At 40.0% G+C, this 16,486-nt stretch carries 9 protein-coding genes; 7 read left to right on the plus strand and 2 right to left on the minus strand.

Annotated elements, in window-relative coordinates:
• Positions 1-572: 572 nt before the first annotated feature.
• Both BT_RS04285 and BT_RS04290 read right to left on the minus strand, forming a co-directional pair.
• Entirely contained in the window at positions 573-1,850 is a 1,278-nt protein-coding gene (locus tag BT_RS04285) for a sensor histidine kinase (protein WP_011107493.1), read from the minus strand.
• Positions 1,847-3,223 carry a sigma-54-dependent transcriptional regulator gene (locus BT_RS04290; RefSeq protein ID WP_011107494.1) on the minus strand — a complete coding sequence of 459 codons (1,377 nt, stop codon included), beginning with the start codon at positions 3,221-3,223 and terminating at the stop codon, positions 1,847-1,849. Before BT_RS04290 ends, BT_RS04285 begins: the two co-directional genes overlap by 4 nt.
• Positions 3,224-3,437: 214 nt before the next feature.
• Between BT_RS04290 and BT_RS04295 the strand changes: the two genes are divergently transcribed.
• From BT_RS04295 to BT_RS04325, 7 genes are read left to right on the plus strand one after another with little or no spacing between them, the layout of a single operon-like run.
• Positions 3,438-4,910: a TolC family protein gene (locus tag BT_RS04295; RefSeq protein ID WP_011107495.1), complete on the plus strand. Its 1,473-nt coding sequence runs from the start codon at positions 3,438-3,440 to the stop codon at positions 4,908-4,910.
• 49 nt (positions 4,911-4,959) lie between these two features.
• Positions 4,960-6,210: an efflux RND transporter periplasmic adaptor subunit gene (locus BT_RS04300; protein ID WP_008761527.1), complete on the plus strand. Its 1,251-nt coding sequence runs from the start codon at positions 4,960-4,962 to the stop codon at positions 6,208-6,210.
• A gap of 14 nt (positions 6,211-6,224) precedes the next feature.
• Positions 6,225-8,600, plus strand: coding sequence for an ABC transporter permease (locus tag BT_RS04305; RefSeq protein WP_011107496.1), 2,376 nt, complete (start codon positions 6,225-6,227; stop codon positions 8,598-8,600).
• A 49-nt stretch (positions 8,601-8,649) separates the two neighbouring features.
• A complete protein-coding gene (locus BT_RS04310; protein WP_008761529.1) occupies positions 8,650-9,324 on the plus strand; it encodes an ABC transporter ATP-binding protein in 675 nt (224 codons plus the stop codon).
• A gap of 17 nt (positions 9,325-9,341) precedes the next feature.
• On the plus strand, positions 9,342-11,687 hold the full coding sequence (locus BT_RS04315; protein ID WP_011107497.1) for an ABC transporter permease: 2,346 nt from the start codon (positions 9,342-9,344) through the stop codon (positions 11,685-11,687).
• Positions 11,688-11,702: 15 nt separating this feature from the next.
• Positions 11,703-14,036: an ABC transporter permease gene (locus BT_RS04320; RefSeq protein WP_011107498.1), complete on the plus strand. Its 2,334-nt coding sequence runs from the start codon at positions 11,703-11,705 to the stop codon at positions 14,034-14,036.
• A gap of 23 nt (positions 14,037-14,059) precedes the next feature.
• Positions 14,060-16,468, plus strand: a complete 2,409-nt coding sequence (locus tag BT_RS04325; protein WP_011107499.1) for an ABC transporter permease — start codon at positions 14,060-14,062, stop codon at positions 16,466-16,468.
• Positions 16,469-16,486: the final 18 nt, after the last annotated feature.

The following is a 16,486-nucleotide window of genomic DNA, read 5'->3' on the forward strand; positions in this document are numbered from 1 at the left end:
CGGACTCAGATTAGTCTATTCGTTTAGTGAAAAAACGATCATTCTGAAAAAAAGAATATTTAAACAGGCAGGAAGGGCTATAATTACATCTGTCATAAGCTAAGAATCAATAAACGCCTGCATTTTTAAATAGGGAAGTACATAATTTCATTAATTGTCTGATATACTGATCGACTTGAACTGCTCTTTCCCTTGTTGTTGATCATTAAGCTGGATGAATGGCTTAAGGATAATCATTATGCTACTTCTTACCTTGCTTATAATTCTAATAAATCAGATGAAAATAAGCACCGAATCGCCTTTTTATCTCTTTCCCATTAATGAAAAATAGGTTCCTCGGTGAGCAAGGTAGCGTTGGTTTAAAACCAACGAGGTGTTCCTTTTAAGCCAATAAGTGTTTTGTACATACGAAAAGATGTATATATTATGCCGTTTTATGCAATATTAGGCTGCGTTTTCGTATATTATTGCATTTATTTATGCAGTTTATTTTCTGGTTTGTTGCTTTTGGTACAATAATTTTTCGACGTAATCTTAAGAATAGCACATCAAGATGCAAATATCAAAGGCTCTTATTTAGGAAAAGTAAGGATAAAACTGCTTCCTTTACCCACTTCCGACTTAACATTAATACTTCCTTCATGCAAAGTCATGATTTGCTTGCATAAACTTAATCCGATACCCGAACCGGATGTTTTGGTGGTAAAGAAAGGAACAAATATTTTATCCAGCACATCGGGCAGAATACCTTCTCCATTATCAGATATCGTTAATGTCGTATTTCCGGCAGAAAGTTTTCTTGCTTTTACCTGAATCTTCTTATCTGATTTTCGACTGCATGCTTCACGGGCATTTTTCAGCAGATTAATAAGAATCTGTTCTATTTGTGTTCGGTCCACATTTAATTTCAGTTCGGGTGAGGGAACCTCAAACTGAAACTCTTCTTCCGGAAATAATTTCTTTAAATCCGTGAATAATTCCGCAATAGAAATTTGTGTACGAATAGGAGCAGGGATTCGTGTGAGCCGACGATAGTTCTCTACAAATTCCAGTAATCCTTTGCTTCTTCTGTGAATGGTCTGCATGGCTTGCAGCATAACAGAATATTCTTTTTCTCCCAGTTGACTGGGGATTCCTCTCTCGCTTAATGTTTCCGAAAGAGAAATGATTGGTGTGATAGAGTTCATGATTTCATGAGTCAGCACGCGTATCAGCTTTTGCCAGGCTTCCATTTCATTGCGTTCCAATACAGAATGAATGTTTTTTAAACTGATTAACTGCTGTTCTCTACCTTGAGTGGCAAATGTAGTGCGTGATATGGCCATTTCCAGCACAGTGCTATTTTGTTCGATACGGATGACGGGGGTGTCATGGGCAACAGAAGCTTTCAGCAATGTTTCCGGCAATTGTGATATTTGTCCTAAGTGGGTAACGGCCGCCTGATTCATCCATTCTATATGTCCGGCTTTATCGGCAACAAGCACTGCCGTATCAACTTTGTTCAATAAGTTCTCGTAGTATTGGTGCTTGATCTCTTCTGCCAGCAATCTTCCCCGAAAATCTTTTAAAGTATCCGAAAGTTCTTCCGCCCATTCATTCATTATTTTGTTATTGAAAGGTGGATGGAAAGTTTGCATCATGTCATTATAGCGGAGGCCGTCTGTCAATCGTCGCAACAGAGCAATTTGTTTGAACTGCATACGGTAAAGATGTATTCCAATGGTTATCAGTAATATAAGGCAGATGGTAGTACTGAACCATAACTGCTTTTGAAATAGCAGGTAGCTGCCGATAGAAAACAATACTATCAGTAAAATATGTAAAATTACTCTGAATGCAAATCGTTTCATAAGCCTAGTTTTTCAAGTTTGCGATATAAGGCAAAGCGGGTAATACCTAAATAGTCAGCAGCACGTGAGATATTCCCTTCACTAAGTTTCATTGCTTTTTCAATGGTTTGCCGTTCCAGTTGTTCAAGGTTCAAAACAATTTCTTCTTCCTTTTTTTGCTTGGGGGTGACGTGGAACTGGAAGTTTTCGGGTTTTAATAAAGAACCGTCTCCCAGTATTACGACACGTTCCATTGTATGTTGCAACTCCCGTACATTACCTGGCCACGTATATTTCAGCAACTTATTTTTGGCTTCCCGTGTCAAGCCACGCATTTCTTTTTTATATTTGCGTGCATAACGGTCCAGAAAATATTCAGCAAGCAGAATGATATCATTCCCACGTTCGCGGAGCGGGGGGATATGTATTTCAATTGTATTAATACGATATAGTAAGTCCTGACGGAAACTTCCTTCATCCACCATGTGGCGGATATCCGCATTCGTTGCGCAAATCAGACGAACATCAATAGGCATGGTCTGTGTGCTTCCTAAACGGCTGATCTGCCGTTTTTCGATCGCAGTGAGCAGCTTCGATTGCATGGGAAGCGAAAGATTACCGATTTCATCAAGGAACAAAGTACCATTGGTGGCAACTTCCATCCGTCCGGCTTTTGACTTTTTTGCATCGGTGAATGCTCCCTTTTCAAAGCCGAACAGTTCACTTTCGAAAAGTTGTTCGGGGATACTTCCCAGGTCGATGGTAACAAAAGGTTTGCCGTATCGGGGGGAGTAGCGGTATAGCAGTCGGGCAATCACGTCTTTTCCCGTTCCGTTTTCTCCCAAAATCAGAATGTTGGCATCTGTACTGCTAAGTTTGTTTATGGTTGCAAATACTTCCTGCATGATCGGAGATTCTCCGATAATATCCCCTTCTGGAGAACTTTGTCCGCTGAGTGCTTCTACTTGCTCTTTTAAGATGTTTACCTCCCGTTGAGATTGGCGCAGACGCATACCGGAGGTGAGAGTAGCCAGCAATTTTTCCTTCTCCCAAGGTTTGGGGATAAAATCTGTTGCACCGGCTTTAATGGCCCGTACAGCTTTATCTGTATCCGCATATGCAGTCATGAAGATGACAATAGCTTGCGGATCAATCTGCAAAATCTGCTTCAGACTTTCAAAACCTTCCTGACCGCTAATTGCATCACGGCTGAAGTTCATATCTAATAAGATAAGATCGGGCTGAAAGGTAGTCATAAAATGCTCAATCCGGTCGGGAGTGGTAGCTACCTTTATCTTTTCTGTATAAGGTTCGAGTAGTAGATTGAGGGCAAAGAGCACATCTTCGTTATCATCTACAATGAGTATCTTTCCTAGTTTGTTGACTTCATCCATAGGGTATGGGGTATATGATTCGTTACTTATCCTAAAGTTTTAATGCAAGGGCAAAGATATGGATAATAATCATGTGTTGTATGTGCGATTGCGCACTAAATTTGTGCGTATTTGCACGCTGCTTGTAACAGCGTAGTAAATGTAAATAACTGAATTAGAATGAAATATAAGAATGGCACAGGTTTTGAATAGTAAATAACAAATAAACCTAAGAATGAATCTGAAAATACTCTATATAACACTCGGAATCCTGTCGACTGAACTGCTGGCTGCTCAAAATCAAACAATGGAGATGTCGTTGGAGCAGGTGGTGAAAATAGCCCGTCTGGAATCACCCGATGCACGAACTGCACGACATAGCTTTCGTTCCGCTTACTGGAACTACAAATATTATCGGGCTAACTATTTGCCATCTTTGAGTTTGTCATCCGATCCTAATCTGAATCGTGCCATCAATAAGATTACAATGGGGGACGGTTCCGTTAAGTTTGTCGAGCAAAATCTGTTGAATACCGATCTGACTTTGAACCTGTCGCAGAATATTCCCTGGACCGGAGGTTCTCTTTTTCTCGAAACATCTGCGCAACGCATGGACTTGTTCAGCGAACATAAATACTCATGGCAAACTTCTCCTGTCATGATAGGATATCGCCAGTCGCTTTTTGGTTATAATAGTCTGAAGTGGGATAAACGTATAGAACCGGTACGCTATCAGGAAGCCAAGAAAAGTTATGTGGAAACACTGGAACTTGTTTCCGCCAATGCAATTAATAAATTCTTCGCTTTGGCCACCGCTCAAAGTAATTACGATATTGCTTCTTTCAATTATGCAAATGCCGATACGCTCTATCGTTACGCTCAGGGGCGTTACAATATAGGCACGATCACAGAGAATGAAATGCTGCAGTTAGAATTGAATCGTCTGACCGAAGAAACAAATCGTATGAATGCCCGTATAGAAATGGATAATTGCATGCAGGAACTTCGTTCTTATCTGGGCATTCAGGAAGATCGGGAACTTCGTGTGCGTATCAACTCGCAAGTACCGGATTTCAGTGTCAATCTGGATGAAGCATTGGCATTGGCATACGAAAACAGTCCGGACATACAGGCGATGAAACGAAGAAAACTGGAAAGTGAGAGTGCTGTGGCAAGAGCCCGTGCTAATGCGGGACTGAAAGCGGATATTTATCTCCGTTTCGGACTGACGCAGACTGCCGAAAAGCTGCCGGATGCTTATCGAAATCTGTTAGACCAGCAATATGTAAGTCTGAGTATCGCTCTTCCTATTTTAGATTGGGGAAGAGGGAAAGGACAAGTGCGGGTAGCCCGTTCCAATCGTGATCTGGTATATACGCAAGTGGAGCAAAATCGGACGGATTTTGAATTGAATGTCCGCAAACTGGTGAAACAATTTAATCTGCAAACACAACGGGTACATATCGCTGCCCGTACAGATGAAACGGCTCAACGAAGAAATGAAGTTGCCCGCAAACTTTATATACTGGGAAAATCCACTATCCTTGATCTGAATGCTTCCATTGCCGAGAAAGATAGTGCCCGCCGTAATTACGTATCGGCTTTGTACAATTATTGGAGCTTATATTACACACTTCGAAGTATGACACTTTACGATTTTGAACGGAATATGCTATTGACAGAAGATTACAATCTTCTTATAGAATAGCAACTTACTTAGCTTTAATAAATAAAAATATAAAATACCTGATAAAGTCATGGATATAAAATTAGAAAAGAAACCTTGGTACATTCGATACAGATACTATCTGATAGGCGGACTTTTGTTTGCTGCCTTTCTGATTTATGTAATTGTTCTGTCATTAGGCCCCCGAAAATTACGTATTGATGCCGAAAATATTCAGATAGCGGAAGTGAAAGAGGATAATTTTATGGAATATGTAGATGTGGAGGGACTGATTCAGCCTATACTGACTATCAAAATCAATACCCGCGAAGCGGGAAGCGTTGAAAGCATCGTTGGTGAGGAAGGGAGTCTGCTCTATCAGGGGGATACCATTATCGTCCTTTCCAATCCAGACCTGCTTCGCAGCATTGAAGACCAGCGTGACGAATGGGAAAAGCAAATGATTACCTATCAGGAACAGGAGATTGAGATGGAACAGAAAAGTCTTAATCTGAAGCAGCAGGCTCTGACGAATAATTATGAACTGGAACGACTGAAAAAGAGCATTGCCCTTGATCGGGAAGAGTTTCAGATGGGAGTAAAGAGTAAGGCTCAACTACAAGTAGCCGAAGATGAATATAACTACAAACTAAAAAACGCGGCATTGCAACAAGAAAGCCTGCGACATGATTCGGCTGTTACGATGATTCGTAAAGAACTGATTCGCAATGACCGTGAACGGGAGCGCAAGAAATATGAACGTACTCATGAGCGATTGAATAACCTGGTGGTGACGGCTCCTATAAAAGGGCAACTAAGCTTTGTCAGGGTTACTCCGGGGCAGCAGGTTTCTTCCGGCGAAAGCATTGCCGAAATAAAGGTACTCGATCAGTATAAGATACATACTTCGCTAAGCGAATATTACATTGACAGGATCACTACCGGACTGCCTGCTACCGTCAATTATCAGGGAAAGAAATATCCGCTGAAAATAACGAAAGTCGTCCCTGAAGTAAAAGACCGTATGTTTGATGTCGATCTTGTCTTTACCGGCGATATGCCCGATAATGTCAGAGTCGGCAAAAGCTTCCGTGTACAGATTGAATTAGGTCAGCCGGAACGGGCGCTTATTATTCCACGGGGTAATTTCTATCAGTCTACAGGAGGACAATGGATTTACAAAGTGAATGCTTCGAAGACAAAAGCAATCCGTGTACCATTAAGTATTGGGCGGCAGAATCCGCAGCAGTATGAAATTACGGAAGGTTTGCAGACGGGAGATTGGGTAATTACGACAGGATATGATACCTTTGGCGATGCAGAGGAATTGATATTAAAATAAAAACACGCAATATTATGAAGATTATACAGTTAGCTATCCGGACCTTATGTAGGTTTAAAATATATACGATTATCAATATCATCGGATTGGCATTAAGTATGGCTTGTGTCATTATTATATTCCGTTATGTGGAACAGGAGCTTACTGTAGACAGCTATATTCCGGATAGAGATAGAATAGCTTTTCAGATACAGGAGGATAAAAGTTCTCCCGGAAGTCGTTTTGTTACCGGAGCTGGTTTCTCTGATCCGGATATAGAATGCAGTTCTACTGTCTTATGGTATAATAAGGATGTGATTATCTTGGACAAAGAACGCTTCGATGTAGAAACCATTGTTGCTGATAGCAACTTTGTGAAAGTGATGAAATTTCCGGTACGTTATGGTAATATTGCTTCTTTAAATGATAATCCACAAAACGTCATAATTACGCAAATATTGGCCAATAAGCTTTTTGGTGACAGGAATCCTATCGGAGAGAAAATTACTTATTCAACAGGTGATCCGTTGACTGTGACAGGTGTTATCAGTATGCAAGATAGAAAAAGTTCGATACATTTTGATCTTTTGGTTTCAGATAAACTGCAAGAAGACTGGGTCGCTACTTTTCCAGTCAATGTAGTACTTATCCGCCAGGGGGCAAATCTGAACACAATAAATCAACGTCATGCGGCATACGAAACAGAACCCCGGACTGAAAAAGAAATACGAAATCAGTTGCTATCTATAAATGACAGCTATTTTGATTCTTCTGTCGTTTCATACAATGATATGTTACTACATGGAAGTCCTAAACAGTTACAGCGGTTGTCTTTAGTTGCTATCCTTGTGTTGTTAATCGGCATATTCAACTTCATGAGCCTCTATACTGTGATTTTATTGAAGCGGGGAAAAGAGTTCGGATTGAAGAAAATATTCGGTAGTACTCCGATACATTTGTTCGTACAACTCTACATTGAGAATTTATTTCTCATAGCTATTGCATTATGTCTTTCCTGGTTTTTAATTGAAATCTCTACAGGATTTATTGAAATACAGTTTGGAATGGCACAACAAAAAGAGATAGCCTTCGATGGTCTGTTATCTGTCTTATTTCTTCTCTTGTTACCGGGGATTGCTGTGATTTATCCTTTTTTACGATACCGACATATTACACCCGTCCGTTCATTGCAAAGTATATATATTGGAAATAAACTCACTGTGGTACGATATCTCTATTTAAGTGTCCAGTATGTCATTACCTTTACACTAATTGTTTTGTCTTTGTTTTTTGTCAGGCAGCTATACGAAATGTTGCATACAGAGACAGGCTATACAACGGATAACATAATCAGAGCAGAGTTCCAGATTTACGATCGAAAAACACCTACAACTAAAGAGGAATTCAGAGCTAGTTTGAGTAGAAGAGAGACTTCTTATAGTCAGATAGATCAGCAAATGAATGCTTCTCCATTGTTTACTGCGTGGGGATATAATTATCTTCCATACGAATACCAACTTGAAAATAGCAGCTTTAATTTTAAAAAGCCAATGGACAATGATTATAAAGCAGTTGCTTTGATACCTTCTACAGAATCTACTTCAAGACTTTACGGGTTCAAACTGTTGGAAGGACGTTTATGGAATGATAGTATAGACCAGGAAGGAGATGCTAAATTGATTTTAAACCGGAAAGCTATGTCATTGTTCGGATTTAAAACTCTTAGCAAAGCTGAACTTCAAACAGAAAATCCGATATGGCCGCAGAAAAGTAATTCGCCCTATCAAATCATTGGAGTGATCGAAGATTTCTATTGCGGGCACCTGTCGAAACCTATCGGACCAATAGCGTATATGTATTGCAAAACCTATTCCGATCAAGTGCCTATCGTGGCAGCCATCGTTCCTGGCAAGCAACAGGAAGCTATCGCCTTTTTGGATAAACTTCATCACGAAACTATGGATGGAACATTTGAGTATGCTTTTGTGCAAGATGAGATCAGTAATTTGTATCGGGAAGACCGGCAAATTACGATTATATATTCTTCTTTCGCACTTCTGGGAATTTTGATTTCTTCATTGGGATTGTTCGGACTTTCATTGTTCGATATCCAACAACGTTATCGGGAAGTTGCCCTTAGAAAAGTGAATGGAGCTATGATGAAAGATATTCTGCCTTTACTTTTAAGACAGTACATTTTGATATTGGGTGCTTCGTTTGTAATAGCTATCCCTTTAGCTTATTGGGGAATTAATGTTTATCTGGAAAACTATGCCTACCGGACCGACATTAGTTGGTGGCTATTTGCTTTGGCAGCCATCATCGTCTTACTAATTTCATTAGTAACCTTGATTTATCAGGTAAGAAAGGCTATTGCTATTAATCCGGCTACTATTTTGAAAGGACAATGAAAGATGAAAACATCAAGTACTATTATATAATTTTAAAAATAATACAATTATGATCAAGACAATTAATTTACAGAAGATTTTCAAGACCGAAGAAGTAGAAACCTGGGCGTTGAATAACGTAAGTATCGAAGTGAAACAAGGAGAGTTCGTTGCCATTATGGGACCTTCCGGTTGTGGAAAGTCAACATTGCTCAATATTCTTGGGTTATTGGACAATCCGACAGGAGGGGAATATTACCTCAATGGAACAGAAGTTTCCAAGTACACAGAGTCACAGCGTACCAGCCTTCGTAAAGGAGTGATCGGTTTTGTCTTTCAAAGCTTCAATCTGATAGATGAATTGAATGTTTATGAAAATATTGAATTGCCTTTGCTTTACATGGGTATCTCAGCTTCCGAACGTAAAAAGAGAGTGGAGACTGCTATGGAACGAATGGCTATCACACATCGCAGCAAACACTTCCCGCAACAACTTTCCGGAGGTCAGCAGCAGCGTGTTGCTATTGCCCGTGCAGTAGTTGCCAATCCTAAGTTGATCCTGGCCGATGAGCCTACCGGTAATCTGGACTCAAAGAACGGTAAAGAAGTGATGGGGCTATTGAGTGAACTAAATAAGGAAGGAACCACTATTGTGATGGTAACACATTCACAGCACGATGCCGGTTATGCCGACCGTATCATTAATTTGTTTGACGGACAGGTAGTAACGGAAGTCAGTATGTAATATATTCATAAAGTACCATGATTAAACACTATTTGAAAGTAGCCTTTCGCAATTTGGTAAAGTACAAGACACAGAGCCTTGTCAGTATCATTGGATTAGCTGTTGGTTTCACTTGTTTTGCGCTGTCTGTCTTATGGATTCGTTATGAAATGACTTACGATACTTTCCATAACGGAGCCGACCGTATCTATATGGTACGTGCGCATTATACTGATTCCCCTGGTAGTACATCCAATGTTACTCCTTACCCTTTGGCAAACTATTTACAGGAGAAAATGCCGGAGATAGAAGCTACTGCTTCCACTTCCATATATCGGGATATGAAATTCCGTATGGGAGATAATGAACAGGAGGTAGTAATGGCTACAGCAGATTCTGTTTTCATGAACTTTTTCAATATACGGCTGCTGAAAGGAACAGTCAACTTCCTGAAAGAAAATGATCCGGAAATCGCCATTACGGAAGAGTTTGCCCGAAAGCTTTTTGGCAGTGAAGAGGATGCTTTGGGGAAAGAAGTAGAACTGAGCGGACGTCCCCGTAAGATAGGCGCCATTGTGAGCGGATGGTCCCGTCATTCCAATATACCGTATAGTGTATTGAGTTCGGCAAGGCGCTATCCACGCTGGAGTAGTAAGGGAGAACAACTGTTTATCCGTGTTCGCGCAGGAGTGGATAGGGATACTTTTCAAAAGAAGATGGAAGACATTGATATCTTGGATATTCCCAAAGAGAGCGAACTTGTGAAGCTTCTGATCACGCCCATTTCGGCTTTGCGTTATTCGGATTATGTTTCTAAAGTAGAGGTAGTTATCTCCTTCAGTTATATTTTCTATTTCTCTTTAGCAGGCGGATTGGTCATTATTTGTTCCTTATTCAATTACCTGACGCTTTATATCAGTCGGCTTTGCATGCGTAGTAGTGAAATGGCGCTTCGTAAAGTAAATGGTGCAAGTAATACATCTTTATCGGTGCAGTTTGCCATTGAACTGTTGTTGATTCTATGTATCGCCCTGTTATGCGGACTGTTGATGATAGAGGTGAGTATGTCCAGCTTCCTGAACTTCACACAGATAGAGGCCAGTGTATATTATGGAGAGATCATTGCATATCTTTTGATTGTAATCATTCTGTCTTTCCTGTTTGCACAGATACCTTTATCTTATTTTCGCCGTCGGACATTGCAGGAAGCGATAAAAGGGAATGTGGTAACTACCAGACCTTATCTGTTTCGTAAGATAGGAATTATCATGCAGTTAGTTGTCAGTCTTGCTTTTATCTTCTGTGCGGCTGTTATGATGAAGCAACTCTATTTTCTGAAAAATACGGACTTAGGAATGGAACGCCATAATGTCGGTAATGTAGCCTTATGGAATGGTGATATTAAGCAATGGTCGGCGAAGATAGCTGCTTTGCCCATGGTGACAGAGGCTTTGCCCCCTTCGTATTTCCCGATTATTCCTACAGGACCGATGATGTATGTCGAAATAAACAACTGGGATGATTTGCCGAAAGCAGTGGAAGAACCTTTAACTGTTGGTATGATGCCTGCTAAAGAAGAATTCTTTGAATTTTATAAATTGAATTTATTGGAAGGCGAGTTTATATCGGACAAGAATCAAGAAAATGAAGTCGTGATAGATGAAAATACATGCCGTAAATTTGGATGGAAACGGGCTTTGGGCAAAAGTTTCTATCATGAATATAATGGTCAGCGTAGCCTATATAAGGTTGTCGGAGTAGTCAGGAACTTTAGCTATCGTTCTCCTACGAGTGAACCGGGACTGATTGCTTTTCAGCATCCTAAAGCGCAAGATTATCTGTTGAATCGTGCCAGCATTCTGTTTAAATTTAGAGAGGGCACGTGGAATGAATGCCGTGCGACCATAGAGAAACTGTACAGAGAGGAATTTTCGAATGCGTATATGCGATTGTTTAATGAAGAAGAGGAATATAACAAGTACCTCCGCTCCGAAGATGCACTGATGAAATTATTGAGTTTTGTATCATTGGTTTGCGTCATTATTTCTGTATTCGGAGTTTTCTCATTGGTAACGCTGTCTTGTGAACAGCGTCAGAAAGAGATTGCTATACGTAAGGTGAACGGAGCGCAAATCCATCATATCCTGCAGATGTTCTTCCAGGAATATTTATTGTTATTGATCATAGCTGCCGTTATTGCATTCCCCACAGGATATGTTGTAATGAGGAGATGGATCGACAGCTACGTGAGACAAACATCGATAGATGGCTGGGTATATATAAGTATCTTTGTTGTGATAGCTATTATTCTTTTGCTTAGCATCATTTGGAGAGTATGGAAAGCTGCCCGGCAGAATCCGGCAGAAATTATCAAGAGTGAATAACATAAACACAATGTCATGATATATCATTATTTAAAAATAGCTTTTCGCAATCTGATCAAGTACAAGACGCAGAGTATTGTAAGTATAGTCGGCTTGGCAATTGGTTTCACCTGTTTTGCATTGTCTGCCCTATGGATACGTTATGAAATGACATACGATACGTTTCATGAAGGGGCGGAGCGCATCTACTTGGCAGGTAATAAATTTGATTTGCAGGGAGACGGATTTTCTTATTATTCATCCAGTTTGTTGGCTGATTATATAAAGAAAAACTGTCCGGAGGTGGAGAATGCTTGCCATATATATAATGGAGGTATAACTTCCATTGAACATGAGAAGAATGTATATCATACATACCAGTTGGAAGTTGATTCTAACTTTATTTCAATGTTTAATATCATTGCGATAGATGGCGATAATCGTTTGAGACTGGGGGATAAACAAGTTGCCATTACGGATAAAACCGCCAAAAAAATATTCGGAGAAGAATCCCCGATAGGCAAACAATTGCTATTTCCTGACAGAGGAAATGCTGAAATGACGATTGTCGCAGTAGTAAAATCATGGGAAGGACATTCCATGTATCCTTTTGATATTTTGTTACCATATAAAGACCGAGATCCGGATTGGGGAAGACAGCAATGCCATACTCTTTTCCGTATCTATCCGAATAGTGATGTAGAAGCTGTAGAGAAGAGACTGGCGAAATATAAAATACAACTGGACTCATATAGCCCGGTTATATCTACTCCTATAGCTCCGTTATCAACATTGAGGAGTACTCATCCGAGGGAGGATATCAATGTCAAATTGAATCATGTTCGTCTTTTTGCTTGCATTGGAGCTTTGGTTATTATTTGCGGATTATGTAACTATTTAACAATGCTTGTAACCCGTATCCGAATGCGCAAGCGCGAATTGGCACTACGAAAAGTGAATGGAGCCTCCAATGGCAATCTTCTTTCATTACTCCTTTCAGAATTGATCTTGTTGCTTGTGCTGTCATTAGGCTTGGGAATCATGATGATAGAGTTAATTCTGCCTGTTTTTAAGGAGTTGTCGCAAATCGATGAGAGTACTTCATACTTTTATAGTGAAGTGTTTGTATATATATTATTATTGTTACTGATAACAATGGGTTTTGCAGCTATACTTGTGCGCTATGTCAACAAGCGGACATTGCTCGATAGTATCAATCACAAATCAAATCTTCATCTTTCCGGCTGGTTTTATAAAGGTAGCATTTTATTCCAGCTTTTTATAAGTATTGGTTTTGTGTTCTGCACTTTGGTCATGATGAAGCAACTCAATTTTCTGCAAAATTCCAAAGAATTGGGATTGGAGAAACATAATGTGGGAGCCATTCTTTCTATTTATGGATTTGAAAATACTCCTTTCAAAGAGATACTAAAGCAGATGCCTGATGTAACAGAATGTTTATGTGGTTTTTCCAGTCCTATTCCTAAATCGTCATTTTCTTCTTATGAATTGAGGGAATGGGAAGGACAGACTGATAAAGAACAACGAATCAAATTAGAGAATGAAACAATCAATCAGGATTATGTTGATTTCTTTCAGATAGACGTTATAGAAGGTGATATGTTGGATGAAAAAGACGGACAAGGAGTAGTGGTAATCAATGAAGCTGCCGTAAAAGCTTTCGGATGGTCTCAACCGATAGGTAAAAAGATATATCTGAATGAAGTTTGCACAGTGAAAGGTGTTATCAGAGATATATATTATAATGCTCCGATTTATCCAGTGATTCCGGCTGTATTCTTTTTGCCGAAGGATAATCCGGGCAACGGAAACAGAGGGCCCTTTCTTTTTAAATTTAAAGAAGGTACATGGAAGACAGTATACCAAAAACTGCAGGAAGAGGCGCATAAGGACAATATGGATGCGGTATTGAACTTGATAAATATGGAAGATACCTATAATGAATACATGAAGTCAGAAAACACATTAAGCAAGTTACTGAGTGTTGTTTCTCTTATCTGTATCGTGATTGCCGTATTTGGCATATTCTCCTTAGTGACGTTATCATGTGAACAGCGCCGGAAAGAGATTGCTATCCGGAAAGTAAACGGTGCAAGTGTAAAGGTCATTTTGAACTTATTTTTTAAAGAGTACTTGATTTTACTTGTCATAGCGTCATTCATGGCCTTTCCATTAAGTTATCTCATCATGAAGTACTGGCTCGAAGGATATGTAAAGCAGACGCCGATAAACTTTTGGATATATGGAGGCATATTTGCAGGTATGTTACTTATAATATTCCTTAGCATCATCTGGAGAGTATGGAAAGCTGCCCGACAGAACCCGGCAGAAGTAATCAAAAGTGAATAACGTTATTATTTAATAAAAGCAATATGAAGAACCAATTATCTGCTATCAGGACTTTATCCCGTTTCAGAATATACACGATGATCAATATTATCGGGCTTGCAGTCAGTGTGGCTGCAACGTTGATAATTGTACGCTATATCCATCAGGAGATAACAGTTGACCATTTCTGTAAGGACCTGGACCGATTGTACTTGCTGACTATTCAAAGGAGTAATGGCAGCATTTCAATCACAGATAATACAGACAGGAATAATGATCCTAATTTTATAGACCCTTTAAAGAATCCGGAAGTAGAAGCATATTCTTATAGTGTTTCTTTTGACGATGATTATATTGTAGTCGATAATCACCGTTACCAGGCCAATGTTTTGGTAACTGATAGCTTGCTTTTGCAGTTGATGGACTATCCGATAGTTTCGGGAATTAAAACTATTCAGAAACCGGATGATGCAATTATTACCCGGAAATATGCCTGGCATATTTTTGGTGACGAAGACCCGATAGGGAAACAATTAACTTCATCGTCAGGTTCTGTACTTACCATTCGTGGCATTGTGGATGAACCGAGTACCAAGGCTTCTTTACAATTCGACCTGATAGCTCCGGTGAATCAGGGGAAATATACAGACTGGAGTCGGATGGGATTCTGCATGGTCCGGTTGACAAACGGAACAGACCTGAAAAAGTATAATGAAAAGATTTCCAAGCCGCAGTCATTAATATGTTACAGTCATTCTCCCATACAGTACGGGCTTACTCCCTTGAAAGGATTGTATTTCAATAAGATTGTCGAACCTTCGGCAGCTTCTTTTTTGCGGGGGAATATCAATCATGTGACGATTCTGACTGTAGTGGCTTGTATGCTGCTGTTGGTGGGAGTCTTCAATTTTATCAATATCTACACGGTTATCGTTCTAAAGCGGGCACGTGAGTTTGGTGTTAAAAAAGTATATGGTGCGAGCGGCTTTCAGATATTTATCCAGATTTATGTAGAGAATATATATATGGTGGCAGCCGCCTTGCTTATCATCTGGATGCTGATCGAAACTTCAGCCGGGATATTCGCCTCGGTATATGCAATTCCTGTAAAACCGGATATCGTTTTTGATCTGTCGCTGTCTCTCATTTTATTATTCGTATTGCCGTTGGTGACGTCTGTCTTTCCTTTTTTACGTTACAACTATTCTTCTCCGATCACTTCTTTGCGTTCTGTAAATGCCGGAGGAAATTCAATTGTTTCCCGTGCAGTATTCTTATTTATTCAATATGTCATTACGTTCAGTCTGATAGTAGTCGCATTGTTTTTTGTTCGCCAGTTGTACACAATGCTGAATGCGGATTTAGGATATCAGGCAAAGAATATCATTTCATGCCAGTTCCTGTCATTCGAGACACAAAACAGAAGATATGCAAATGATGAAGAATGGCAGAAAGAACGTGACTTGGAGCGGCATAAGGTACAGGTTATTAAACAGAAGATGGACGCATGCCCTTTATTCATTTCATGGGGATATGGGGAAGCACCTATCAATCTGGAACCATACGTCAATGTGGAGAGTAACGGAGAGAAACATAAAATGGCTATCATGTATGTTAATAATAATTACATGAATATGTTTGGCCTGAAGCTGAAAGAAGGAAGAACGTGGAATGATAAAGACCAGTTTGCCCAATATAAAATGATGATAAATGAAACAGCCAGAAAGCTCTTCCGGATAAAAGATATTAATGAAGCTTCACTGCAAACCGAATCCCGTCTATGGTGGAGTGTGGGGACAGATGAGAGTAAAAATCCTGCTTATCAGGTAGTAGGTGTGATAGAAGACTTCCGGACCGGACACTTATCTATGGGGGATGCATCACTGGCTATTCTGTATGATGAAGGAGAAAACCCTACCGAACCTTTAATGGCTAAAATAGCCGAAGGTAAACGCAAGGAAGCCATTCAATTCTTGAAGGAACTACACAACGAAGTAATGGGTGAGGGGGAGTTCAATTACTCCTTCGTCGAAGATGAAGTTGAAAAACTGTACGATGATGACAAGAGAACAACCCACATCTACGTCACCTTTGCCGGACTGGCTATCTGCGTTTCCTGCCTCGGATTGTTCGGGCTGTCATTGTATGACATTCGCCAGCGCTACAGGGAGATTGCATTGCGTAAAGTGAACGGAGCTACCGGCAAACAGATCGCTTTGTTATTGGTCAGGAAGTATCTTTATATTTTGGGAGCCGCCTTTGCTGTCGCTATTCCTTTGGTCTATTATATTATTAATGACTATACCAAAGACTTTGCGGTGAAAGCTCCGATAGGAGCAGGGATTTTTGTGACAGGCTTCATCCTTACCTTGCTTATCTCACTGGGTACATTACTCTGGCAGGTACGCAAAGCTGTCCGCATCAATCCGGCATTGATCATGAAGAACGAATAAGATTAAAAACGACTAAGA

It is taken from the genome of Bacteroides thetaiotaomicron VPI-5482 (assembly GCF_000011065.1).
Classification (GTDB): domain Bacteria; phylum Bacteroidota; class Bacteroidia; order Bacteroidales; family Bacteroidaceae; genus Bacteroides; species Bacteroides thetaiotaomicron.

Excerpts from the sequence above, each read along its gene's own strand:
- BT_RS04320 (WP_011107498.1), top strand. The coding sequence starts at position 11,703 with ATGATATATCATTATTTAAAAATAGCTTTTCGCAATCTGATCAAGTAC.
- BT_RS04295 (WP_011107495.1), top strand. The coding sequence starts at position 3,438 with ATGAATCTGAAAATACTCTATATAACACTCGGAATCCTGTCGACTGAA.
- BT_RS04290 (WP_011107494.1), bottom strand. The coding sequence starts at position 3,223 with ATGGATGAAGTCAACAAACTAGGAAAGATACTCATTGTAGATGATAAC.
- BT_RS04300 (WP_008761527.1), top strand. The coding sequence starts at position 4,960 with ATGGATATAAAATTAGAAAAGAAACCTTGGTACATTCGATACAGATAC.
- BT_RS04325 (WP_011107499.1), top strand. The coding sequence starts at position 14,060 with ATGAAGAACCAATTATCTGCTATCAGGACTTTATCCCGTTTCAGAATA.
- BT_RS04310 (WP_008761529.1), top strand. The coding sequence starts at position 8,650 with ATGATCAAGACAATTAATTTACAGAAGATTTTCAAGACCGAAGAAGTA.
- BT_RS04305 (WP_011107496.1), top strand. The coding sequence starts at position 6,225 with ATGAAGATTATACAGTTAGCTATCCGGACCTTATGTAGGTTTAAAATA.
- BT_RS04315 (WP_011107497.1), top strand. The coding sequence starts at position 9,342 with ATGATTAAACACTATTTGAAAGTAGCCTTTCGCAATTTGGTAAAGTAC.
- BT_RS04285 (WP_011107493.1), bottom strand. The coding sequence starts at position 1,850 with ATGAAACGATTTGCATTCAGAGTAATTTTACATATTTTACTGATAGTA.